Source organism: Paracoccus limosus (assembly GCF_009711185.1).
Classification (GTDB): Bacteria; Pseudomonadota; Alphaproteobacteria; order Rhodobacterales; family Rhodobacteraceae; genus Paracoccus; species Paracoccus limosus.
Genome location: NZ_WMIF01000008.1, coordinates 35059 through 57593, shown reverse-complemented (window position 1 = coordinate 57593; position 22535 = coordinate 35059). Strand labels below are relative to the sequence as shown.

General features: G+C 67.7%; 23 protein-coding genes. 10 read left to right on the top strand and 13 right to left on the bottom strand.

Annotation, left to right across the window (positions count from 1 at the left end):
• Window positions 1–182: 182 nt before the first annotated feature.
• A complete protein-coding gene (locus tag GL279_RS07655) occupies window positions 183–1058 on the top strand; it encodes a 3-hydroxybutyryl-CoA dehydrogenase (protein ID WP_155064036.1) in 876 nt (291 codons plus the stop codon).
• Window positions 1059–1122: 64 nt separating this feature from the next.
• On the opposite strand, the gene plsY is transcribed toward GL279_RS07655, so the two are convergent.
• Genes plsY through GL279_RS07640 form a run of 3 tightly spaced genes read right to left on the bottom strand, consistent with a single transcriptional unit; the run spans window position 1123 to window position 3931 of the window.
• A complete protein-coding gene (plsY, locus tag GL279_RS07650) occupies window positions 1123–1707 on the bottom strand; it encodes a glycerol-3-phosphate 1-O-acyltransferase PlsY (protein ID WP_155064035.1) in 585 nt (194 codons plus the stop codon).
• Window positions 1704–2975, bottom strand: a complete 1272-nt coding sequence (pyrC, locus tag GL279_RS07645) for a dihydroorotase (protein WP_155064034.1) — start codon at window positions 2973–2975, stop codon at window positions 1704–1706. Before pyrC ends, plsY begins: the two co-directional genes overlap by 4 nt.
• Window positions 2972–3931 (bottom strand): aspartate carbamoyltransferase catalytic subunit, encoded by a 960-nt coding sequence (locus GL279_RS07640; RefSeq protein WP_155064033.1) that lies wholly within the window; start codon window positions 3929–3931, stop codon window positions 2972–2974. Before GL279_RS07640 ends, pyrC begins: the two co-directional genes overlap by 4 nt.
• A 101-nt stretch (window positions 3932–4032) precedes the next feature.
• Between GL279_RS07640 and cobA the strand changes: the two genes are divergently transcribed.
• From cobA to GL279_RS07620, 4 genes are all read left to right on the top strand, one after another.
• Window positions 4033–4764 (top strand): uroporphyrinogen-III C-methyltransferase, encoded by a 732-nt coding sequence (gene cobA, locus GL279_RS07635; protein WP_155064032.1) that lies wholly within the window; start codon window positions 4033–4035, stop codon window positions 4762–4764.
• A gap of 79 nt (window positions 4765–4843) precedes the next feature.
• On the top strand, window positions 4844–5341 hold the full coding sequence (locus GL279_RS07630; RefSeq protein WP_155064031.1) for a DUF2478 domain-containing protein: 498 nt from the start codon (window positions 4844–4846) through the stop codon (window positions 5339–5341).
• The gene (locus GL279_RS07625) at window positions 5338–5583 is read left to right on the top strand and encodes a sulfurtransferase TusA family protein (RefSeq protein WP_155064030.1); all 246 of its coding nucleotides are present in this window, start codon (window positions 5338–5340) and stop codon (window positions 5581–5583) included. The genes GL279_RS07630 and GL279_RS07625 overlap by 4 nt, the downstream gene beginning before the upstream one ends.
• Window positions 5576–6502: an AEC family transporter gene (locus GL279_RS07620; protein ID WP_155064029.1), complete on the top strand. Its 927-nt coding sequence runs from the start codon at window positions 5576–5578 to the stop codon at window positions 6500–6502. Before GL279_RS07625 ends, GL279_RS07620 begins: the two co-directional genes overlap by 8 nt.
• A 21-nt stretch (window positions 6503–6523) precedes the next feature.
• Here GL279_RS07620 and GL279_RS07615 read toward each other — a convergent pair whose 3' ends face one another.
• On the bottom strand, window positions 6524–6856 hold the full coding sequence (locus tag GL279_RS07615; protein ID WP_155064028.1) for a DUF2794 domain-containing protein: 333 nt from the start codon (window positions 6854–6856) through the stop codon (window positions 6524–6526).
• A 31-nt stretch (window positions 6857–6887) separates the two neighbouring features.
• Window positions 6888–7511: a cytochrome b gene (locus GL279_RS07610; RefSeq protein WP_155064027.1), complete on the bottom strand. Its 624-nt coding sequence runs from the start codon at window positions 7509–7511 to the stop codon at window positions 6888–6890.
• A gap of 165 nt (window positions 7512–7676) precedes the next feature.
• Between GL279_RS07610 and GL279_RS07605 the strand changes: the two genes are divergently transcribed.
• Complete coding sequence (locus GL279_RS07605) at window positions 7677–11549, top strand: non-ribosomal peptide synthetase (RefSeq protein WP_155064026.1); 3873 nt, start codon at window positions 7677–7679, stop codon at window positions 11547–11549.
• Window positions 11550–11631: 82 nt separating this feature from the next.
• Here GL279_RS07605 and GL279_RS07600 read toward each other — a convergent pair whose 3' ends face one another.
• Together GL279_RS07600 and GL279_RS07595 are read right to left on the bottom strand one after the other, a co-directional pair.
• On the bottom strand, window positions 11632–11853 hold the full coding sequence (locus GL279_RS07600; RefSeq protein WP_155064025.1) for a hypothetical protein: 222 nt from the start codon (window positions 11851–11853) through the stop codon (window positions 11632–11634).
• A 51-nt stretch (window positions 11854–11904) separates the two neighbouring features.
• Entirely contained in the window at window positions 11905–12738 is an 834-nt protein-coding gene (locus tag GL279_RS07595; protein ID WP_155064024.1) for an alpha/beta hydrolase, read from the bottom strand.
• 129 nt (window positions 12739–12867) lie between these two features.
• Here GL279_RS07595 and GL279_RS07590 point away from each other — a divergent pair, with 129 nt between their 5' ends.
• Genes GL279_RS07590 through GL279_RS07575 form a run of 4 tightly spaced genes read left to right on the top strand, consistent with a single transcriptional unit; the run spans window position 12868 to window position 17226 of the window.
• Window positions 12868–14274, top strand: coding sequence for an NHL repeat-containing protein (locus GL279_RS07590; protein ID WP_155064023.1), 1407 nt, complete (start codon window positions 12868–12870; stop codon window positions 14272–14274).
• A gap of 47 nt (window positions 14275–14321) precedes the next feature.
• On the top strand, window positions 14322–15413 hold the full coding sequence (locus tag GL279_RS07585; RefSeq protein ID WP_155064022.1) for an ABC transporter substrate-binding protein: 1092 nt from the start codon (window positions 14322–14324) through the stop codon (window positions 15411–15413).
• Entirely contained in the window at window positions 15410–16456 is a 1047-nt protein-coding gene (locus GL279_RS07580; RefSeq protein WP_155064021.1) for a FecCD family ABC transporter permease, read from the top strand. The genes GL279_RS07585 and GL279_RS07580 overlap by 4 nt, the downstream gene beginning before the upstream one ends.
• Window positions 16453–17226: an ABC transporter ATP-binding protein gene (locus GL279_RS07575; protein ID WP_155064020.1), complete on the top strand. Its 774-nt coding sequence runs from the start codon at window positions 16453–16455 to the stop codon at window positions 17224–17226. The genes GL279_RS07580 and GL279_RS07575 overlap by 4 nt, the downstream gene beginning before the upstream one ends.
• 4 nt (window positions 17227–17230) lie before the next feature.
• On the opposite strand, the gene GL279_RS07570 is transcribed toward GL279_RS07575, so the two are convergent.
• The 6 genes from GL279_RS07570 to GL279_RS07545 all read right to left on the bottom strand — a co-directional run bounded on the left by GL279_RS07570 (window position 17231) and on the right by GL279_RS07545 (window position 22524).
• A complete protein-coding gene (locus GL279_RS07570; protein ID WP_155064019.1) occupies window positions 17231–17638 on the bottom strand; it encodes a DUF1178 family protein in 408 nt (135 codons plus the stop codon).
• A gap of 40 nt (window positions 17639–17678) precedes the next feature.
• A complete protein-coding gene (locus GL279_RS07565) occupies window positions 17679–18896 on the bottom strand; it encodes a 3-deoxy-D-manno-octulosonic acid transferase (RefSeq protein ID WP_155064018.1) in 1218 nt (405 codons plus the stop codon).
• A 70-nt stretch (window positions 18897–18966) separates the two neighbouring features.
• Window positions 18967–19659, bottom strand: coding sequence for a ribulose-phosphate 3-epimerase (rpe, locus tag GL279_RS07560; protein WP_155064017.1), 693 nt, complete (start codon window positions 19657–19659; stop codon window positions 18967–18969).
• Complete coding sequence (gene cbbX / locus GL279_RS07555) at window positions 19656–20582, bottom strand: CbbX protein (RefSeq protein WP_155064016.1); 927 nt, start codon at window positions 20580–20582, stop codon at window positions 19656–19658. The genes rpe and cbbX overlap by 4 nt, the downstream gene beginning before the upstream one ends.
• Before the next feature lie 77 nt (window positions 20583–20659).
• Window positions 20660–21049 (bottom strand): ribulose bisphosphate carboxylase small subunit, encoded by a 390-nt coding sequence (locus GL279_RS07550; protein WP_155064015.1) that lies wholly within the window; start codon window positions 21047–21049, stop codon window positions 20660–20662.
• Between the two features lie 11 nt (window positions 21050–21060).
• Window positions 21061–22524 carry a form I ribulose bisphosphate carboxylase large subunit gene (locus tag GL279_RS07545; protein ID WP_155064014.1) on the bottom strand — a complete coding sequence of 488 codons (1464 nt, stop codon included), beginning with the start codon at window positions 22522–22524 and terminating at the stop codon, window positions 21061–21063.
• Window positions 22525–22535: the final 11 nt, after the last annotated feature.

The window sequence follows — 22535 nt, the reverse complement described above, 5'->3', positions numbered from 1 at the left end:
TCTCTCCCCGGGGGGGGGCCCCGCCGGCCCCCCCGGGGGGGGGGGGGGGGGGGGGGGGGGGGCCCCCCCCCCCCCGGACCCCTACCCCAAACCAAAAACCGCCCCCCTTCGGGGCGGTTTTCTCATTGAATGCCCCCGCGGCTTGCGCCTATCGTCCCTGCTGGGCACAGAAGGATAAAACGATGGCGATTCAATCCGTGGGCGTGATCGGGGCTGGTCAGATGGGCAATGGCATCGCCCATGTCTTCGCCTTGGCCGGCTATGACGTGCTGATGACCGACATCTCGCGCGAGGCCTTGGACAAAGCGCTGAACCTGATCGAAAAAAACCTGGATCGCCAGGCCAGCCGCGGCAAGATCTCGACCGAGGACAAGGATGCCGCCATGCGCCGCATCCGCACCACGCAGCAATTGTCGGACCTTGGGCAATGCGATCTGGTGATCGAGGCTGCGACCGAGCGAGAAACTGTCAAACACGCGATCTTCGAAGATCTGGTCCCGCATCTGAAGCCCGAGACGATCCTGGCCTCGAACACCTCGTCGATCTCGATCACCCGGCTTGCCAGCCGCACCGATCGGCCCGGCCGCTTCATGGGCGTGCATTTCATGAATCCGGTGCCGGTCATGCAGCTGGTCGAGCTGATCCGCGGCATCGCTACGGAAGAGGCGGTGTTCAAGGAACTGGTCGGCGTCGTCGAGAAGATCGGCAAGACCGCCGCCAGCGCCGAGGACTTCCCGGCCTTCATCGTCAACCGCATCCTGATCCCGATGATCAACGAAGCGGTTTATGTGCTGTATGAGGGCGTGGGCTCGGTCAAATCCATCGACGAATCGCTGAAACTGGGCGCGAACCATCCGATGGGCCCGCTGGAACTGGCGGATTTCATCGGGCTGGACACCTGCCTTGCGATCATGAACGTGCTGCATGACGGGCTGGCCGATACCAAATATCGCCCCTGCCCGCTTTTGGTGAAATATGTCGAGGCCGGCTGGCTGGGTCGCAAGACTGGTCGGGGATTTTACGACTATTCCAGCGAAGTGCCGGTGCCGACGCGCTAGGCGGCACCGCCGGACCGGGGCTCTGCCCCGGACCCCGGGACATTTTCGCACAAAAGAAGGGCGATCAGGTCTTTTTGCCGATGCGCGGCTCGGTCCCGTTGAGGATCCGGGCAATATTGGCATGGTGGCGGATGAAGATCAGCACCGCCATCAGCCCGGTAACCAGAGCCATACGCGCGCCGTCGAGCCAAAGCGCGACAAAGGGTGTCAGCGCGGCAGCGATCAGCGCCGACAGAGACGAGATCCGCCCAAGCAGCGCCGCAAGCAGCCAGAGGCCGCAAGCGGCCAGCCCCAGCCGCCAGTCCAGCGCCAGCAACGTGCCGAGGAAGGTGGCGACGCCCTTTCCGCCCTTGAAGCCCAGCCAGACCGGGAACAGATGGCCCAGGAAGGCGGCGCCTCCGGCGATCATTGCCGCATCCGGCCCGGCCAGCCAGCGCGCCAGTAGTACGGCGATCGCGCCCTTGCCGCTGTCCAGCAGCAGCGTCGCCAGCGCGGCTGGCTTGTTGCCGGTGCGCAGCACATTGGTGGCGCCGATATTGCCCGAGCCGATCTGGCGCAGGTCCCCCAGTCCCAAGGCGCGGGTGATGACGATGCCGAAGGGGATCGAGCCCAGCAGATAGCCGATGACGGCCCAAAGGATCAGACTCATGCGGCTTCTCCGAACACTTGTCGCCCGGCGACCCAGGTGCCGAAAACCCGGCCCTGCATCCGTGCGCCGTCAAAGGGCGTGTTCTTGGATTTCGACAGCAGCGTGAAGCGGTCCAGAACGAAGGGTGCGTCCGGGTCGAACAGCACCAGATCAGCCGGCGCGCCCACCGCAATCCGTCCCGCATCCAGCCCCAGCCGCCGGGCCGGGTTCAGTGCCATGGCCCGCCAGAGCTGCGGCAGGCTCAGCCCGCCCGCATGATAAAGCCGCATCGCCGCCGGCAGCAACGTCTGCAAACCCACCGCGCCCGGCGCTGCCTCGGCGAAGGGCAGGCGTTTGGATTCCTCGTCCTGCGGCGTGTGGAAACTGGCGATCACGTCGATGGTGCCATCGGCCACAGCCTCGATCATCGCCAGCCGGTCGTCCTCGGCCCGCAGGGGGGGCGTGAAGCGGAAGAAGGTGCGATAGCCGCCGACATCGAATTCGTTCAGCGTCAGGTGGTGGATCGAGGTACCGGCGCTGATATCCAGCCCCGCCTCGCGCGCGCGCCGCAGCGCCGGCAGGCTGGCGGCCACCGTGATCTGGTCGGCATGATAGCGCGCCTTGGTCATCGCCACCAAAGCCAGGTCGCGGTCCAGCCCCATCACCTCGGCCATGGGCGAGACGGCGGGCAGCCCATAGAGCGAGGCGAACTTGCCCGAGGTCGCCGCCGCCCCTTTCGACAGGCCCGGATCCTGCGGATGGCCGACGATCAGCGCGCCAAGGCCGCGGGCATAGGTCATGCAGCGCGACATCAGCCGCGTGTCGGCCAGCGTCCGCACGCCATCGGTGAAGGCGACAGCCCCACCGTCCTGCAGGAAGGACATCTCGACCATCTCGCGCCCGTCGCGGCCCTTGGTTAGGGCGGCCATGTGACGGATATTGACCGGCGCATCTGCGGCGCGGCGGGTGGCGAATTCCAGCGATTCCGGCGCGTCGATCGGCGGCAGGGTGTCAGGCCGGGCGATGACCGTGGTCACGCCGCCCGCCGCCGCCGCCAAACCGGCACTGCGGAAGCTTTCCTTGTGCCGCTCGCCCGGTTCGCCGATCTTGACGCCCCAATCGACCAGACCGGGCGCCAGATGCCGGCCACCACAGTCGATCAACTCGGCCCCCGCAGGCGTCTCGGCCCCCACGGCCTCGATGCGACCGTCGCGCAAGGTCAGGGTGCTCTCCTCGACGGTCAGCGCCTCGGGATCAATCAGGCGGGCGTTCTGGAAATGCAGGATCATGCCATCACCTCGGATGCTTTGGCACCGCGCTCGGCGCGCAGGTTCCGCGCCAGCAGGTCCATCGCGGCCATGCGCACGGCGACCCCCATCTCGACCTGATCCTGGATCACGCTGCGGTTGATGTCGTCGGCGATGGTGCCGTCGATTTCCACGCCCCGGTTCATCGGCCCGGGATGCATGACGATGGCGTCGGGCGCGGCCAGTGCCAGCTTTTCGGCATCCAGCCCCCAGCGGTGGTAATATTCCCGCTCCGAGGGGATGAAGCCGCCATCCATCCGTTCCTTTTGCAGCCGCAGCATCATCACCACATCGGCGCCCTTCAGCCCCTCGCGCATGTCCTCATAGACCTCGCAGCCCCAGTCGCGGGCGCCGGCGGGCATCAGGGTCGCGGGGCCGACCAACCGCAGCCGGTTCTCCATCTTGCCCAGCAGGAACAGGTTCGAGCGCGCGACCCGGCTATGCGCGATATCGCCGCAGATGGCGATGGTCAGCCGGTGCAGGCGGCCCTTGGCGCGGCGGATGGTCAGCCCGTCCAGCAGCGCCTGCGTCGGATGCTCATGCCGGCCGTCGCCGGCGTTCAGCACCGCGCAATTCACCTTCTGCGCCAGCAGGTCCACCGCCCCCGATTGCGGATGGCGCACCACCAGCAGATCGGGGTGCATCGCATTCAGCGTCAGCGCGGTGTCGATCAGCGTCTCGCCCTTTTTCACGCTGGACTGGGCCACCGACATGTTCATCACATCCGCGCCCAGCCGCTTGCCCGCCAGCTCGAAACTGGCCTGCGTGCGGGTCGAGTTTTCAAAGAACATGTTGATCTGCGTCATGCCTGCCAAGGCATCAGAGTGCTTGACGGTGCGGCGGTTCAGCTCGACATATTTCTCGGCCAGATCGAGAAGTGTGGTGATTTCGACAGGGGCGAGAGGCTCGATCCCCAGAAGATGGCGGGCTCGGAACATGGTTTTGGTCCCCCAGATCGGTCGCGCCCTCTATGGCAAATGCGGCCGGGCGCGGCAAGCAGCCCCTTGCCATTGCGCGGATTTTGCAGCATCGCGACATCATGAGCAGTTTGGGCCATGTCAGCTTCGTTTCCTCGGGACCGGGAGATCCGGAACTCCTGACGCTCAAGGCCGCGCGGCTGCTGGCCAGCGCCGATGTCGTGCTTTACGACGACCTCGCCTCGGGGCCAGTGCTGGACTGCGCCGGGCCGCAGGCGCAGCGCATCGCGGTCGGCAAACGCGCCGGCCGCCCCTCGGCCAAGCAGGAAAACGTGAACGCGCTGCTGGTCGAACACGCACAGGCCGGCAAACATGTCGTGCGGCTGAAATCGGGCGATTCCGGCATCTTCGGCCGCCTCGAAGAGGAATTGACCGCCCTGCGCGCCGCCGGCATCCCGCATGAGATCGTGCCCGGCGTGCCCTCGGCTATGGCGGCGGCGGCAATCGCGGGCCTGCCGCTGACCCGGCGCAAGACGGCGCGGCGCCTGCAATTCGTCACCGGCGCCGATGTGACGGGCGGCCTGCCCGACGACCAGAACTGGGCCGCGCTGGCCGATGCCCATGCGACCACCGTGGTCTTCATGGGCCAGCGCACCTTTCCCGACATGGCCGCCAGCCTGATCCGGCACGGCCTGCCCGCCGACACCCCCGCCCTGCTGGCCGAGGCGGTCGGCCATCCGCATCAGCGGCTGATCCGCAGCACCGTGGCGGGCCTTGCTGCGCTGCTCGCCGCCGAAGGGCCCAGCACCCATCCGGCGCTGATCCTTTACGGGCCGCTCGCGGAAACGCGCTAAGCTTCACCATTTCCCAAATACCCATGTTGCACCGGCGCCGCCGGGCACTATTCTGGCCGCCTCAGGGGAAAGGACCGCCATGCTGGGCTTTGTCACCGTCACCGGAACCGGCGCCGCCGACCGCCTGCTGGCCGAAACCGCCGCCACGCTTGAGGCGCGGGGCCTGCGCCTTGCCGGCGCGGTGCAGCAGAATCTGGACCGAGGCCCGGGACAGGATTGCGACATGGACCTGCGCATCCTTGGCGAAGGCGGCGTGATCCGCATTTCGCAGAACCTCGGCCCGGACGCCGAAAGCTGCCGGCTTGACAGCGGCGCGCTGGCCGAGGCCGTGGCCCGCTCCGAGGCAGTGCTGGCCCAGGGCGCCGATCTGGTCATCGTCAACAAATTCGGGAAGCAAGAATGTTACGGGCGCGGCTTTCGCGCCTTCATCGCCACGGCACTGGCGCAGGGCGTGCCGGTGCTGGTCTCGGTGCCATGCGAACAGCTGCCCGAATTCCACGCGTTTGCCCAGGATCTGGCCGAGCCGGTCGCGCCGGCGACGGTGCTCGACTGGTGCCGCGCGCGGCTGTCGGCATGATCCCGGTCATCGACGCCCGCGGCCTTTTGTGCCCCTTGCCGGTGCTGCGCCTGCGCAAGCGCCTGCTGGCGCTGGAACCGGGCAGCCGGGTCACGCTGCTGGCCACCGACCGGGCCGCGATCATCGACGTGCCGCATTTCTGCGCCGAATCCGGGCATCTTCTGATCGAGACCCGCGACACCGCCCCCGGCGAAACCGCCTATACCGTCGAGCGCGGCGCGGATCCGGCCGCGCATGCTTGAGATCTTTCTCAAGACCCTGCCCTTTTTCCTGATCATCGGCAGCGGCTGGCTGGCCGGGCGGGCGCGCTTCTTTCCGCCCGAGGCGACCAGCTGGCTGACGAAATTCGTGTTCTATTTCGCGCTCTCGGCCATGCTCTTCCGCTTTGCGGCCGGGTTGGACCTGCGCCAGCTTTTCGACCTGCGCTTCGTTCTGGCCTATCTCAGCGGCACCACCGCGCTTTGGCTCATCGCCATCACCGTTGCGGGCCTGCGCGGCCAGCCTCTGGCCGATGCCGCGATGGAGGCGCATTGCGCCATCACCGGCAACACCGGCTTTCTGGGCGTGCCGATGCTGGTCGTGCTTTTGGGTCAGGCGGCGATCGGGCCGGTGATGATGGTGCTGACCATAGATCTGGTGCTGTTCTCGGCACTGCTGACGGTGATCGTCACGGCGGCGCGGCAGGGGCGCGGGGCGCTTGCGGCCATCGGCCCGCTGGTCCGGGGCGTCGCGGCCAATCCGATGATCGTGTCGATGCTGGCGGGGCTTGCCTGGGCATGGCTGCGCCTGCCGCTGCCGCAGCCCATGGCCGAATTCCTGGCGCTGATGGGCGCCGCCGCCACGCCCGGCGCGCTTTTTGCCATCGGCGCCAGTCTGGCCGGGCGCCGCGCCGACCGGCCGGGCCCGGCGCTGTGGATCAGCGCGGCCAAGCTGGTGCTGCATCCCTTGGCCGTGGGGATCGCGGCCTTTGGCATCTTTCGCGTCGCGCCCTATCCCGCCGGGGTCATGGTGGCGGCGGCCAGCCTGCCGGTTGCCGGCAATGTCTATATCCTTGCCCAGCATTTCGGCGTGGCGACGCAGCGGGTCTCGACCGCTATCCTGATCTCGACCGCGCTCAGCATCCTGACCGTGCCGCTGGCAATCCACTGGATCACGGGCTAGCCGCGCCTCAGGCGATAAGCCTCAATCAATCGGGCGGATCAGCTTTTTCTCCAGCACGCGCAGCACCGCCGCCAGATCATGGCCGCGCTTGAGGATGCGCCCATCCATGCCGATCACCGCATATTGCCCCTGCGCCGCGCGCAACCGGGGCCGTTTCTCGATGCGATACAGCGGATGTTCGGCGGCGCGGCGGAACACGGAAAACACCGCGACCTCACGCAGGAAGGACATGCCGTAATCGCGCCATTCTCCGGCGGCCACCATCCGGCCATAGACCGACAGGATCAGTCCCAGTTCAGAGCGGTCAAAGGCGACCCGCTCCTGTTCCGCGTTGAAGCCAAAGGGCATGTTCATGACATGATGGTGACATTGCCGCGCGCCCCGATCAACGGAAATCGCGCGACCGGTCAGCCCCGGTCAGCCGCCGCCGTCCGGCCATGCGCGACAAGGTGCCGTCGCGCCACAGCCCCTCATGCACGCAGACCATCAGCACATGGCCCGCGATCAGCGCCAGCAGCAGCCATGCGGCCTCGCCATGCAGCAGCTCGCCAAAGCCGACGGCCCAGCCGATCTCGGGGGTCTGCGCGGCAAAGATCTGCTGACCAAAGGGCGCAAAGGGCTTGGCGCTGCCCCAGGCGCGCAACAGCGCCGCCACCGGCACCAGCAGCATGACCGCATAGAGCGCCAGATGCCCCAGCCGCGCGGCCAGCCCGACCAGCCCGGCCCCGTGATCGGGCCGGTGGCCGCGATTGGCCAGCGCCCAGATCACCCGCAGCGCGATCAGCACAAAAAGCACCGTCCCCACCTTTTGATGCGAACCGACGAAAAAGCCGACCACCGGCGCGCGGCCCAGCGCCAGTTTCAGCACCATGCCGGTGAACTGCCACAGCATCAGTGCGGCGATGGCCCAATGCAGCAGCCGCGTGATCCGGCCATAAAGCGTCCTGGTGTCACGCCATGGCAATGCCGCCGGGGCCGAGTTCTGGTGCGGGGTGTGCGGGTCGTGCATCTTTGCTCCTGTGTCCGGACAGGCCGCGTCCGAAAAATTGACTATTTTTCTTTCCCAGACTATGGCCAGCAGCCAGAACGGGCAAGAGGCGGGGCATCACAGCGACAGATGGCGACATTTTCCGATCTCCTGCAGACTGCCGGTTGCGGCTATGATGGTGCCACGATGAACGTCAGTCCCGCCGCCCCGCTTGCCTCACCCATGCCCCTGACCGAGGCCCAGGACGGGCTGTGGTATGCGCAGGCGCTGGATCCGCAGAACCCGATCCTGAACACCGGGCAATATCTGGAACTGCTGGGCCCTCTGGACCGCGCGGCGCTGGCCCAGGCGGTCGCGCGCACCATTGCCGAGGCCCCGGCCCTGTCGCTGCGCTTTGCCGACACGGCCGAGGGGCCGCGCCAGTCCAGCGGGCTGCCGCCGATGCTGGGCTTTGCCGATCTGTCGGCCCAGCCCGATGCCGAGGGGCAGGCGCTCGCGCTGATGCGCGCCGACAGCAACCGGCCGCTGGACCTTGCCCGCGACCCGGCCGCTGCCTTTACCCTGTTCGCCCTAGGGCATGAGCGGCATTTCCTTTACGAGCGCATCCACCATCTGGCCATCGACGGCTATGGCATGGTGCTGGTCACCAACCGCATCGCCGCCCATTACAGCGCGCTGACCGGACAGGGGCCAGAACCGATGCCCTTTGCCTCGATGGCCGCAGCCTTTCAGGACGATGCCGAATATCGCGCCTCGCCCCGGCGGCAGGCCGACCGCGACTGGTGGCACCAGCGTCTGGCGGGCCTGCCCGAGGTGACCGGCCCCGCCGGAGGCCGCGCGCTGACCGGGCATGGCTACTTGCGCAGCGGCGGCCCGGTCCCGGCCACGCTGTGTGCGCTGTTGCAGCGCCGCGCCGGAGAATGGCGGCTGGGCTGGCCCGACATGCTGAACGCGCTGGCCGGCGCCTACCTGGCGCGCTGGACGGCGGGCGAGGTGGTGATCGGCCTACCCTACATGGCCCGCATGGGTCGGCGCAGCGCCGATCTGCCCTGCATGGCGATGAACGTGCTGCCCCATCCCCTGCGCCCCGATGAGGACGCGCCCCTGCCCGACTGGCTGGCGGCGCAGTCGAAATCCATGGCGCAGGGCCGCCGGCACGGGCTTTATCGCAGCGAGCTTTTACGGCGCGAGCTGGGTCTGGTCGGCGGCTCGCGCCGGCTTTACGGCCCGATCGTCAATGTGCAGCCCTTTGACCGGCCGCCGCGCTTCCCGGGGCTGGACTGCCGGCTGCATATCCTTGGCGCGGGCGCGGTCGATGACCTGACGCTGACCTTTCGGGGCGACCCCGAAACCGGCATGATCTTTGAGGTCGACGGCAACCCCGGCCTGTACAACGCCGAGGAAATCGAGGGCCACGCCGCCCGCCTGCCCGCCTTTATCGAGGCGGCACTGGTCGCAGGCAGCCTTGCCCCGGTGCCGACCGCCAGCCCCGATGAGGTGGCCGCCATCCGCGCCCGGGCCATGGCGACGCAGCACGCCCTGCCCGACACCACCCTGACCGCGCTGATCGACGCGACGCTTGCCCACAATCCCGACGCCCCCGCCGTGACCGCCGCCGAGGGCCGGCTGACCTATGCCGAACTTGACCGGCGCAGCGCGGCGCTGGCTGCCCGGCTTGTCGCGCACGGCGCCGGGCGCGACCGCATTGTCGCGGTGTCGCTGGAACGCGGGCTGGACCTGCCGGTGGCCTTGCTGGCGGTGCTGCGCGCCGGCGCGGCCTATCTGCCGCTGGACCCGACCCACCCGCCCGAGCGTATCGCCCGCATCCTGACGCTGGCCGATCCGGTGGCCGTGCTGGCCGGCCCGGGGCAAGAGGCGCTGTTCCCGCCGGGAACGCCTCTGCTGCGGCCCGACGACTGGCCCGTGCAGGGCGCCTGCCCGTATCCCGACATCCAGCCCGGCAACATGGCCTATGTCATCTTCACCTCGGGCTCGACCGGCGAGCCCAAGGGCGTGGTCATCGAGCATCGCGCCATCGTCAACCGGCTGATGTGGATGCAGGCGCATTACGGCGTCGATGCCAGCGACCGCATCCTGCAAAAGACCCCGGCGACCTTTGACGTCTCGGTCTGGGAATTCTTCCTGCCGATGATCGCCGGGGCCGAACTGGTCATGGCACCGCCCGGCGCGCATCGCGACCCGGCCGCCATCGCCGCGCTGATCCGCGACCACGGCGTGACCACGTGCCATTTCGTGCCCTCGATGCTGTCGGCGTTTCTTGCCTCTCCGGCGTCAGATGGTCTGGAGATGCGGCGGGTGTTCTGCTCGGGCGAGGAACTTACGGCGGATCAGCGCGACCGCTTCCATGCCCGGATCGCGTCCGAACTGCACAATCTATATGGCCCGACCGAAGCGGCGGTGGATGTCAGCTATTGGCCCGCCGGGCCGCAGGACACGGCCAACCCGGTGCCGATCGGTTTTCCGGTCTGGAACACCGCGCTGGAGGTGCTGGACGACCGGCTGCGACCGGTGCCCGCCGGTCTGGCCGGGCATCTGTATCTGGGCGGGGTGCAGCTGGCGCGCGGCTATCTGGGCCGTCCTGACCTGAGCGCAGAGCGTTTCCTGCACCTGCCGCAGGGCCGGCGCTATGCCACCGGCGATCTGGCGCGGCTGCGGCCCGACGGCGCGGTGACCTATCTTGGCCGGCTGGACCATCAGGTCAAGATCCGCGGCCTGCGCATCGAGCTGGGCGAAATCGAGGCCGCGATCATGGCCAGCGGCCTTGCGCGCGAGGCAGTGGTGCTGGCGCGCGCGGATCACGGCGGCGACAAGCGGCTGGTGGCCTATCTGGTGCCCGCGCCCGAATGGCGCCCCGGCCTTCTGGCCGAGCGGCTGGCCGCCAGCCTGCCCGGCTACATGATCCCCGCAGCCGAGGTGGCGCTGGACGCGCTGCCGGTCACCGGCAATGGCAAGCTGGACCGCAAGGCCCTGCCCGAGCCCGCCTTCGAGGATCGCGGCCGCGGCGCCGATACCCCGGCCGAGCGCCTGCTGGCCGAGCTTTTCGCCCGGATCCTGCACCTGCCCGCGCCCGCCAGTGCGGAGGCGGATTTCTTTGCCCTTGGCGGCGATTCGCTGTCGGCGGTGCGGCTGGCGCAGGAAATCCAGGTCCGCACCGGGCGCGATCCCGGGCTGGGTACGATCTTCGAGCATCCGGTCCTGTCGGCACTGGCCGCGCATCTGCAAACCGACGCCGCGCCCGATGACGGGCTGGGGCCGCTGATCCTGCTGGCCGATGGCGATCCCGAGGCGGCGCCGCTGTTCCTGATCCACCCGGCCGGCGGCCTGTCCTGGGGCTATCGCCATCTGGCGCGGCTGATCGGACCCGAGCGGCGGGTCTATGGCCTGCAACATCCCGGCCTTGACCCCAAGGCACCGCTGGCCGACAGCCTGTCGGCACTGGCGCAGGACTATGTACTGCGCATCGCGGCGCTGGTGCCGCAGGGGCCGCTGCATCTGGCCGGCTGGTCGGTCGGCGGCATTCTGGCGCAGGAAATGGCGCTGGCGCTGGCAGCCATGGGCCGGAGGCCGGGGCTGGTCGCGGTGCTGGACAGCTATCCCGCCGATGCCTGGCGCAACGAACCCGAGCCCGATCCGGTGGCGGCGCTGCGCGCGCTGCTGGCCATTGCCGGCCATGACCCCGAGGCGCATCCCGAACTGGACAGCCGCGACAAGGTGGTGGATTTCCTGCGCGCCGGCGACAGCGCGCTGGGGGCGCTGCCAGAGCCGGTTCTGGACGGGGTGATCCGCACGGTGACCGGCACCAACCGGCTGATCCGGGCGCATCGGCATCGGCGCTGGCCGGGGCAACTGCTGCATTTCCGCGCCGCGCGCGACCATCAGGACCGCGATCTGAGCCCCGAAATGTGGCGGGCCTATGTCGAGGGCCTCGAGGTGATCGACCTGCCGCTGCTGCATGCCGAGATGACCTCGGACGCGGCCTCGGCGGTGATCGGCCCGGAACTGGCCCGGCGCATGCGGCAAGCCCACCCCGGCGTGTAACCGGGGCGTCAGGGTCATCCCGGCTTAGGGCAGCCGCAGCCAGAGCCCCAGCCCGGAATCCCGCCGGAGCCCCAACCGCGCCTCAGCGTGCGGCAGTGGCGCGTGGCCCCTGCCACGGCGGCCAGCCGCGTGCCAGCCCCAGCAGACCAAAGAGGCTGGGCAACAATTCTCCGACCTCGTCTTGGGCCATCGGGCCCAGCCCGCCGCCGCGACAGCCCGACGCGCAGCCCGCGCCCGGATGGCTGACGAGCAGAACCGCCAGCACGATGCCCAGAATCCCCAGCCCGTAACGCATCAAAAGCATTGCCGTGCCCTCCTCGAGGAACCAGCAAAGCGCAAAGGCATGAAGATTTCGCTAATCGGCGGCGGCAAAGGGCAGCACCAGCGGGAAAGACCCGGCCAGCGTCTGGATATGGACATGCCCGGCCAGCACATGCGGCACGGTGCGATGGCCGGGATGGCGGGCCAGCCCGGCGATGAAATCCATCGTCGCGGGCGCCGGCCCGTCGGGCGGCGGCCCGTCCGAGCCCGAACGCTTTTCCCGATCCCCCAGCGCCACCAGCAATGGCCGCGAGGCCGGCGCGGCACGGGCGGCGATGCGGCGAATCAACGCCTCGTCCCACCAGATCGAGGGGCTGATCGCGGCATAGCGGGCAAATCCCTCGGGCCGCGCCAAGAGCGCATAAAGCGTGAAAAGCCCGCCGAAACTGTGCCCCCAGAGCGTGCGGCGCGCGGGGTCGATGGCGAGCCCCGCCTCGGCGGCGGCACGCAGCGGGCCGGTCAGCCGGTCGTGAAAGATCGCAGCCCCGCCGGCCGTCCGCCCCTCATGGACGTGGTCGGCACGCAGCCCGTCGCCCGGCCCGTCGGGGGCGGTGAAATCCAGCGTGCGCAGCTCGCGCGAGAATTGCTTTTCAGTGTCATAACCCACGCCCACGATCACCAGCCCGGGCACCCGGGCCAGGTCCGCAGCGGTCAGGAAATCAAAGGCGGCATTGCCGTCCAGCATGTAAAGCACCGGCCAGCCCAAGGGCGGCGGCGCGGCCTTGGGCACGGCCAGAAACAGCCGATGCCCGGGACCGGTCGCGACCACCTTTTGCGACAGATCATGCGTGGCCGAACCGTTGCGCAGCAGCTCCAGCGCCGCGTCCCGGCGCGCGTGATCGGGTCCGACCCGTCCCAGCCCTGCCATGTGTCCTCCGAAAATCCCGCTCGCTGCCGGAGCAGGAGTTAGTTGACAATACCAGTCAGAAATATAGGTTCCCGCCGCAGAAGCCAACCCAAGCGGTCAGCCAGAACGGTCCACGAACAGGAGATTGATATGGCCCTGATGCACCGAATGACAATCCGCGACCTGCTGGGCGCGTCCGCGCTGGCAATCAGCCTGATCGCGGGATCGGCCCATGCCGACAGCGTCTTTACCCCGGTGGCGACGGAATTCGCAGGCCAGATCCGCATTACCGGCGCCGTGCGCGGCATGCCGATCTATCCGGGCAGCGAGGCGACCGTGACTGGCTCGGGCCTGCAGCCGGGCCAGACCGTCACCCTGCTGCGCGGCGCGACCGTGCTGAACAAAGACCCGATCACCATCGATGAAAAGGGCGGCTTCAGCTTTGCCCTGCCGGTCGATGCCGATGCGGCGCAGGGCCTGCAACCGATCGTGGTCGCGACCGAAAACCCGGCCAGCGCCACCGTGGCCGATCTGAAGATCTCGCAGCAGCTGCCGGTTTCGGGCGCCGACAAGTTCACCGTCGAAAGCAAGCCGGTGAATCCGGGCCTTTATCAGGTCGCGCAAAGCCCGAAATCGGGCGCGATCTTTGTCGCCTCTTCGGTGGGCCGCCCGCCGATCAAGGAATCGGCGCTGGTCAAGCTGAACCCCGACACGCTGGAGGTCGAAACCCGCATCACCCCCGCCGAGGCACCCGAGCGTGACGGCAAGCCGGGCGGCCTTTTCGGGGTCTATGGCGTGGCCGTGGACGATGCCAATGGCAATGTCTGGACCAGCAACACCCGTCAGGACACGCTTGCGGTCTACAAGCAGGACGACCTGTCGCTGGTCAAGCAATTCGAGCCCGGCACCGTGCCGCATGCCCGCGACATCGTCGTGGACGAGGGCAATGGCCGGGTCTATGCCTCGACCAGCTTCGGCCCGGACGTAATGGTCTTTGACGCCAAGACGCAAGAGCCGCTGCCCGCGATCCACATCCCGACCAAAGCGCGCGGCGAGACCTTTGGCGCCATGGCGCTGGACCTCGACGCCCAGCACGGCAAGCTGGCGACCGTCAGCTACAACACCCCCGAGGCGGCGATCATCGACCTGAAATCGGGTGCGGTGAAGGTGATCGAGCTGCCGCGCGCCAAGGTGGCCTCGGGCGTGGCCTTCGATGCGCAGGACAACCTGCTGTTCGTCGTCTCGCAAGACACCGATAACCTGCTGATCGTGAACGCCGAAACCGGCGAGACGCTGCATGACGTCGAGGTGGGCGCCACGCCTCTGAACGTCACCTTCGAGCCGAAAAGCCGGCTGGCCTATATCGCCAACCGCAGCGCCGGCACCATCGCCGTGGTCAACACCAAGGGCGAGATCGTCGCCAATCTGGAAACCGGCGGCTTCCCCAACCAGCTGCGCGCCGATGGCAAGGGCAATGTCTGGGCGGTGAACAAATCGCGCGGCGAGAATGACGAGGCGGGCGACCGCATCTGGCGTATCACGGCCAAAGCTGAGTAAAAGACTAGGGCCGGGGCGATCCCGGCCCTTTCCGCGAAAGATCCGCCATGACCCCTGCCCGCCTGATCCTTGCCGCCCTTGCGCTGATCGTCTCGCTGGTTGTCGCGCGGGCCGAGGTCACGGCCACCGACATTCTGGGCCGTCAGGTCACGCTGCCCGCCCCCGCGCATCGCATCGTGCTGGGCGAGGCACGGCATCTGTCGGTGCTGGGGCTGATCCATGACGACCCGGTGTCGCTGGTCGCGGGCTGGCGGCTGGACAAGCCCCTGGACCCGCCGACGCTGGCCGCCTATCGCCAGAAATTCCCCGCCATCGACGCGATCAAGCCGGTCGGGTCGGGCACGCGCGGCCTTTCGGTCGAGGCGGTAATCGGCCTTGATCCCGATCTGGTGGTGCTGAGCCTGATTGACGGCAAGAACCCGGAAATGGCGCTGGTGCAAAAGCAGCTCGACGCTGCCGGGATTCCGGTGGCCTATGTCGATTTCTTCTCGCATCCGCAGGAAAACTCGATCCCCAGTCTGACCATTTTGGGTAAACTGACCGGGGCCGAGGCCAAGGCCGCCGAGTTCGCCGAATTCTATGACAGCCGGCTGGAGCGCATCCGCGCGCGGCTTGCCGATCCGGCGATCAAGCGGCCTCGGGTGTTCTTTCACGTCCATGCCGCGCCGACCGGCTGCTGCTCGACCGTCGGCTCGGGCGTGTTTCGCGATTTCGTCGAGACGGCGGGCGGCACCAACATCGGCTCGGAGGTGGTGCAGGGCGTGCTGGGCAATGTCAGTCTGGAATATCTGATCGGCGCCGACCCGGACATCTATATCGCCACCGGCGGCACGCATATGGCGGCGCGCGGCGGGCTGGTGCTGGGTTCGGACGTGGACCATGCCATCGCGCAGGCCAGTTTCGACAAGCTGATCGCGGCCCCGGGCTTTGCCTCGCTGCGCGCGGTTGAAACCGGTCGCGCCGCCGGCGTCTGGCACATGTTCAACGACACGCCGGTCCATATCGCGCTGATCGAATATCTGGCCAAGACCTTTCACCCCGACCTGTTCGCCGATGTCGATCCCGATGCCACCCTGGCCGAGATCGACCGCCGCTTTTCCCCGGTGCAGGTGCCCGGCACATGGTGGGTGACGCCATGAGCGATGCCGTGAACAACACCACGCTGGCACGCTATCACCGGCAGGGCCGCCGCCATGCGCTTCTGGTTGGGCTGCTGGCCGTGGCCGCCGTAGCCGCGCTGGTGCTTGACCTGATCACCGGCCCCGCCGGCCTGCCTCTGGCCGAGACGCTGCGCGCCCTGACTGGCGCCGAGGTGTCCAGGGCCGCGCGGGTCATCGTCTGGGACGTGCGCCTGCCGGTGGCCGCCATGGCGCTGATGGTCGGGGCGGCGCTGGCGCTGGCCGGGGCCGAGATGCAGACCGTGCTGGAAAACCCGCTGGCCGAGCCCTTTACGCTGGGCGTTTCCTCGGCGGCGGCGCTGGGGGCGGGTGTCGCCATCGTGCTGGGCCTGACGCTGCCCGGCCTGCCGCCCGCCTGGGGCGTGACCGGCAATGCCTTTCTGTTCGCCATGGGCTCGCTGGCGCTGTTGCAGCTGCTGGGACGGCTGCGCGCCGGCGGCCCCGAGGTGCTGATCCTGTTCGGCATCGCGCTGAACTTCACCGCCATGGCGCTGATGTCGCTGGTGCAGTTCGTGGCCTCGGCCGACGCGCTGCAACAACTTGTGTTCTGGACCATGGGCAGCCTTGCCTCGGCGCAATGGCCGGGCGTCCTTCTGATTGCGCTGGTGCTGATCTGTGCCATGCCGTTTTCCTTTCGCGCCGCATGGAAGCTGACCGCGCTGCGGCTGGGCGAGGATCAGGCGCGCAGCTTTGGCGTCGATGTCACCGGGCTCAGGCGCTGGACGCTGCTGAGAGTCAGCCTGCTGTCGGCGGCGGCCGTGTCCATGGTCGGCGTCATCGGCTTTGTAGGCCTTGCAGGGCCGCATATCGCCAGGATGCTGGTCGGCGAGAACCACCGTGTCTTTCTGCCCGCCAGCCTGCTGACCGGGGCGCTGGTCATGTCGCTGGCCTCGACGCTGTCGAAATCGCTGGTTGGCGGCGTGCTGCTGCCGGTCGGGCTGGTGACCTCGCTGATCGGGCTGCCGGTGTTCTTTGCGCTGATCCTGCGCGGGCGGCGCAGATGAGCCTGATCGCGCGTGACATCTCGGTGCGGTTCGGCGCGCGCCGCGTCCTTGACGGGCTGACCCTGCCCGAGCTGAAGGCCGGCGAGGTCACCGTGCTGGCCGGCCCCAACGCCGCCGGAAAATCAACGCTGCTGCGCGCCATTGCGCAACTGGTGCCGCATCAGGGCAGCACGGTGCTGGACGGCAAGGATCTGGCGCGCATCCCCGCGCTGGACCGCGCGCGGCTGGTCGGCTTCATGCCGCAGACCCTGCCGTCGGGATCGTCACTGATCGCGCTGGAAACCGTGATCGCGGCCCTGCGCGCCGGGCGCAGCATCCCCGCGCATCAGGCCGATGCGGCAGCCATGGCAGTGATGGACAAGCTCGGCATCGCGGCGCTGGCGCTGGAGCCTTTGGATTCGCTGTCGGGCGGGCAGCGACAGATGGTCAGTCTGGCACAGGCCATCGTGCGCGATCCGCGCCTGCTGCTGCTGGACGAGCCGACCAGCGCGCTGGATCTGGCCCGGCAGGTGCGGCTGTTGTCTGAGCTGCGCCGTCTGGCCGCCGAGGGCCGCGTGGTGGTCGCGGTGCTGCACGATCTGGCGGTGGCCGCGCAATGGGCCGACCGGATCGTGCTGATCCACGATGGCCATGTCCATGCCGAGGGCGCACCGGAAAGCGTGCTGACCCCCGCCCTGCTGGCGCAGGTCTATGGCGTCGATGCGCGGGTCGAGCGCTGCTCGCGCGGGCGGCTGATGGTGCTGATCGACGGCGAGCACGCGCCGCTTTAGTCCGCTAGTTCGCGCGCTGGCGCGTCCGGAACGGCAGGGGCGCGACCGGGATGCCGTCCTCCAGTAACTGGCGGGCCTCCTCCAGCTTGGCCTCGCCATGGATGGCGCGTTCGGGGCTGCGGCCTTCGTGCATGGCGCGGGCCTCGGCGGCAAAGGACATGCCGACGTAATCCGAATTTTCCTCGACCTGCTTGCGCAGCGCCTCCAGCGCCTTTTCACGCTCGTCACGCGGGCTGGTCAATTCGCCGGCACTGGCCACGCGCGGCGCCATCAGCGCCTTTTCGACCTTGCTCGATCCGCAATGCGTGCAGGTCACCTGTCCGACGCGATTCAAGGCATCAAAGCCCGCCGAATCCCGGAACCAGCCATCAAAGTCATGGCCCTTGTCGCAGCGCAGGTCATAGCGGATCATGTTCGCCCCTTTCCCCCCACATATCTGGATGTGGCGCGCCTTATGCAAGACCGGTGGCGTCGGGCAAACCGGTCCGCGCCAGATCAAGGATACGCGCGATCAGCGCCGCCGGATCCCCTGCCCGCTGCAACAGCATCTGGCGAGCCGCCTGCCCCATGTGCTGCTGCCGCGCGGGATCCTGCGCCAGTTCCACCAACTGCTGCGGCAGGGATTGCGCGCTGCATGCCAGGGCGGCACCCGCTGCGTCCAGATCGGCATAATCCCCGGCATGGTTCGAGACCTGCGGCCCGTGCAGGATGGCGCAGCGCCAGCCCGCCGGCTCCCACGGGGTATGGCCGCCGCGCTCGGTGAATGAGCCGCAGGTGATGCAGATGCCGGCTGCGGCATACCAATCCGCCATCTCGCCCAGCGTATCGGCCAAAAGCACCCCGGCCTCGGGTCCGGCGCCCTGACTGCGCCGGCCGAACTCCAGCCCACGTGCGGCAATCAACGCCGCAACGGCATCGCCGCGTTCGGGGTGGCGCGGCGCAAGGATCAGCCGCAGATCGGGCATCGCCGCCCGCGCCGCGACAAAGGCATCCAGAATCACCGCATCCTCGCCCTCATGGGTCGAGGCGGCCAGCACCACCCGCGCGCGCCCGGCAGTATCTGCGGGCGGCACCACCTGCGCCGGGGCCAGCAGTTTCAGGTTCAGCCGCGTGCCCAGCGCCGTCTGCGGCAGGCCCAGCGCCACCAGCCGCGCCTCGCTGCCGGCATCCTGCGCCGACAGCAGGTCGATACGGCCCAGCATCGGCCGGATCAGCCGGGGCACCCGCGCCCAGCGCCGGGCCGAGCGTTCCGAGATCCGCGCCCCCACCACCACCTGCGCCACGCCCAGATCGGCAGCCATGGCCGAGCGGTTGGGCCAAAGCTCATTCTCGACCGTGACCAGAACCGAGGGCTCGACCCGGTCCAGAAACCGCGCCACCGCCTGCGGCACATCCAGAGGCGCCAGCACCGCGACATGCCCCATGCGCCGCGCCAGCGCCCGCCCGGTCAGGCTGTTGGTCGTAACGGTCAGCGGCAGTTCCGAGGCCAGCGCCCGGGCCAGCATCCGTGCCGAATTCAGCTCGCCCACGCTGGCCGCATGCAGCCAGATACCGCCCGGCACCACCTCGGGTCCGGCCAGCGCCAGCCGCTCGCGCCGGTCCTCGCCCAGAAAAGGGCCCGACAGGCGCAGCACCGCGCCGGCAAGGCCGGTCGCCGCACGCCAGATCATCTTGTCTTGCCGAACGCCAGCGCTCCGCCTCCCCTTCCGGTCGGAGGTCAACCTAGCCGGGGGAACCCCCTCAGGCCAGCCCGGATTCCGCTGCGGCGCGAATGGCGCGGATATTCTCGCCATAGACCTCGGGCCGGTCCACCGACCCGCCCTTGAAGACCGCCGAGCCCGCGACCAGCACATCCGCCCCCGCCTTGGCGACCAAGGGCGCGGTGAGCGGATCACAGCCGCCGTCGATCTGGATATGGATCTCGCGGTCGCCGATCATCTGGCGCAGCCGCTCGATCTTGCGCAACTGGCTCGCGATGAACTTCTGCCCGCCAAAGCCGGGGTTCACCGTCATCACCAGCACCATGTCGCACAATTCCAGCAGCGGCTCGGCCGCCTCGACCGGCGTGCCGGGGTTCAGCGCGATGCCGGCCTTTTTTCCGGTCGCGCGGATCGCCTGCAGGGTGCGATGCGGATGCGGCCCGGCCTCGACATGGGCAGTGATCATGTCGGCGCCCGCCTCGGCATAGGCCTCGATATAGGCATCGACCGGCGCGATCATCAGATGCACGTCCATGAAGGTCTTCACATGCGGCCGGAACGCCTTCACGGCGGGCGGACCAAAGGTCAGGTTCGGCACGAAATGCCCGTCCATCACATCGACATGCACCCAATCGGCGCCCTCGGCCTCGATCGCGCGGATCTCGGCACCGAAATTGGCGAAATCGGCCGACAGGATCGAGGGCGCGATCTTGATCGAACGGTCGAACGTCATGGCTGGTCCTTCCTGCGGCTGCCGTCAATGTCCAGCCCGCCCTGAAAGACGCGACTGGCCCGGATATCGGCCTCGGTTATCGTGGAAAGCGTTTTGGCGTCAACCGGCGCATCGCCGGAAAACAGCCGGTTGGCCTGCCGCAGCCGCGCCCGGTCCAGCGCATTGCGGATCGAACGCGCATTGGCGAAATGCGGCTGCTCGCGGCGCAGGCGGATATAGTCCTCCATCGCGGCCAGTCCTGCGGCATCGAACTCATAGCCCTGCACCCCCAGCATCGAGCCGGAAATCCGCCCCAGCTCCGCATCGCTGTAATCGGGAAACTCGATGTGATGGGCAATGCGCGAACGGAAACCGGGGTTGGCGCTGAAGAACCTGTCCATGCGGTCGGCATAGCCCGCCATGATGACCACCAGATCGTCGCGGTTGTTCTCCATCACCTGCAACAGGATCTCGATGGCCTCCTGCCCGTAGTCGCGCTCGTTGTCGGGCTTGTAGAGGTAATAGGCCTCGTCGATGAACAGGACGCCCCCCATTGCCTTCTTCAGCACTTCCTTGGTCTTGGGCGCGGTATGGCCGATATATTGTCCGACCAGATCGTCGCGGGTCACGCTGACCAGATGACCCTTGCGCACATAGCCCAGCCGATGCAGCAGCCCGGCCATCTTCAGCGCCACCGTGGTCTTGCCGGTGCCGGGATTGCCGGTGAAACTCATGTGCAGCGTCGGCACCTCATGGGCCAGACCCAGCTGCCGCCGCGCCCGGTCCACCAGCAACAGCGCGGCGGTCTCACGGATGCGCTCCTTGACCGGGGCCAGTCCGATCAGCTCGCGGTCCAGCTCGTCCAGAATCTCGCGTACGCCCGAGGATTCGTATTCGGCCTTCAGATCGACCGTGGCCCGCACCCCGTTCACATCCCCATCCATCGCCCAAGGCCCTTCTTTCGTGGAAAAATATCCTGCGGGGGTCCGGGGGCGCAAAGCCCCCGGTCCCGGTCTTGCCATCAGCCGACCAGCTCATGGGTATAGCGCAGGTGCCGGCCATCGGCCTCCATCCGCCAGGTCTTGAAGCTCGGCTCGTGCTTGGGCCGGTTCACGATGAAGGACATCATCACCGTCTCCCAGCCCCGCGTGCTGTCAAAGGCGTTGATGCGGATATAGCCATCGCCATGCGCCTTGCGGCACTCGTCCAGCTCCATCATCACGCCCTTGGCGTCCTTCAGGTCGAACATCGGATTGCCCCACATCTCCCAATAGGTGTTGCGGGGATGCGGCTCGTCGGTCCATTCGATCCCGACGGCCCAGTCCTTGGACAGGATATATTCCACCTGATCGCGGATCTGGTTGTCATCCAGATCGGGCAGAAAGGAAAAGCAACCTTGGGTAATACGCATCGTGATCTCCCTTAGCTGACGGATGCGGTCGGAACGAAATCCGAGGTGTCGGTCGAGGTATAGTTGAAGGTGATATTGCCCCAGGTATCCAGCGCGGCCTCCAAGGGCTTGCACCATTTGGCCGCCTTGCGCAGCACCTCGGGGCCTTCGGTCTTCAGGTCGACGCCTTCGTTGCGGGCCAGAACCATCGCCTCCAGCGCCACGCGGTTGGCGGTCGCGCCGGCCTGAATGCCCATCGGGTGGCCGATGGTGCCGCCGCCGAATTGCAGCACCACGTCATCGCCGAACAGGTCGATCAGCTGATGCATCTGCCCGGCATGGATGCCCCCCGAGGCGACCGGCATCACCTTTTTCAGGTTGCCCCAATCCTGTTCAAAGAAGATGCCGCGCGGCAGATCGACCTCGTTATGGATCTCGCGGCAGACGTTGTAGAAGCCCTGCACGGTCATCGGATCGCCCTCCAGCTTGCCGACGGCCGTGCCGCAATGCAGGTGATCCACCCCGGCCATGCGCAGCCATTTCGCGATGACGCGGAAGCTGATGCCGTGGTTCTTTTGCCGGGTATAGGTGCCGTGGCCCGCGCGGTGCATGTGAAGGATCATGTCGTTCTGCCGGCACCAGTTCGAGATCGACTGGATCGCCGTCCAGCCCACGATCAGGTCGACCATGACGATGCATGAGCCCAACTCTTTGGCGAATTCGGCCCGGCGATACATTTCCTCCATCGTGCCGGCGGTGATGTTGAGGTAATGGCCCTTGGTCTCGCCGGTCGCCGCCGTCGCCTTGTTGACGGCCTCCATGCAATACAGGAACCGGTCGCGCCAATGCATGAAGGGCTGCGAGTTGATGTTCTCGTCATCCTTCATGAAATCCAGACCGCCCTTCAGCCCCTCATAGACGACGCGGCCATAGTTCTTGCCAGAAAGGCCCAGCTTGGGCTTGGTGGTCGCGCCCAAGAGCGGGCGGCCGAACTTGTCCAGACGCTCGCGTTCGACCACGATGCCGGTGGGCGGTCCGGCAAAGGTCTTGATATAGGCGACTGGGAAGCGCATGTCCTCAAGCCGTGCGGCCTTCAGCGGCTTGAAGCTGAAGACGTTGCCGATGATCGAGGCGGTGACGTTGGCGATCGAGCCCTCTTCGAACAGGATCAGGTCATAGGCGACGTAGCAAAAATACTGCCCCGGCGTGCCGGGCACCGGCTCGACCTTGTAGGCTTTGGCGCGATACTGGTCGCAGGCGGTCAGACGATCGGTCCAGACCACGGTCCAGGTCGCGGTCGAGCTTTCTCCAGCGACGGCAGCAGCGGCCTCGATGGGGTCCACGCCGTCCTGTGGCGTGATGCGAAAAAGGGCCAGGACATCGGTGTCCTTGGGCTGGTAATCGCCATCCCAATAGCCCATCTGCGCATATTTCAGCACACCGGCGGCATAGCGCTTTTTCTTGTCGGTGATTTCGGAATTGCTCATCTCGTTCATGGCCGTCCTCC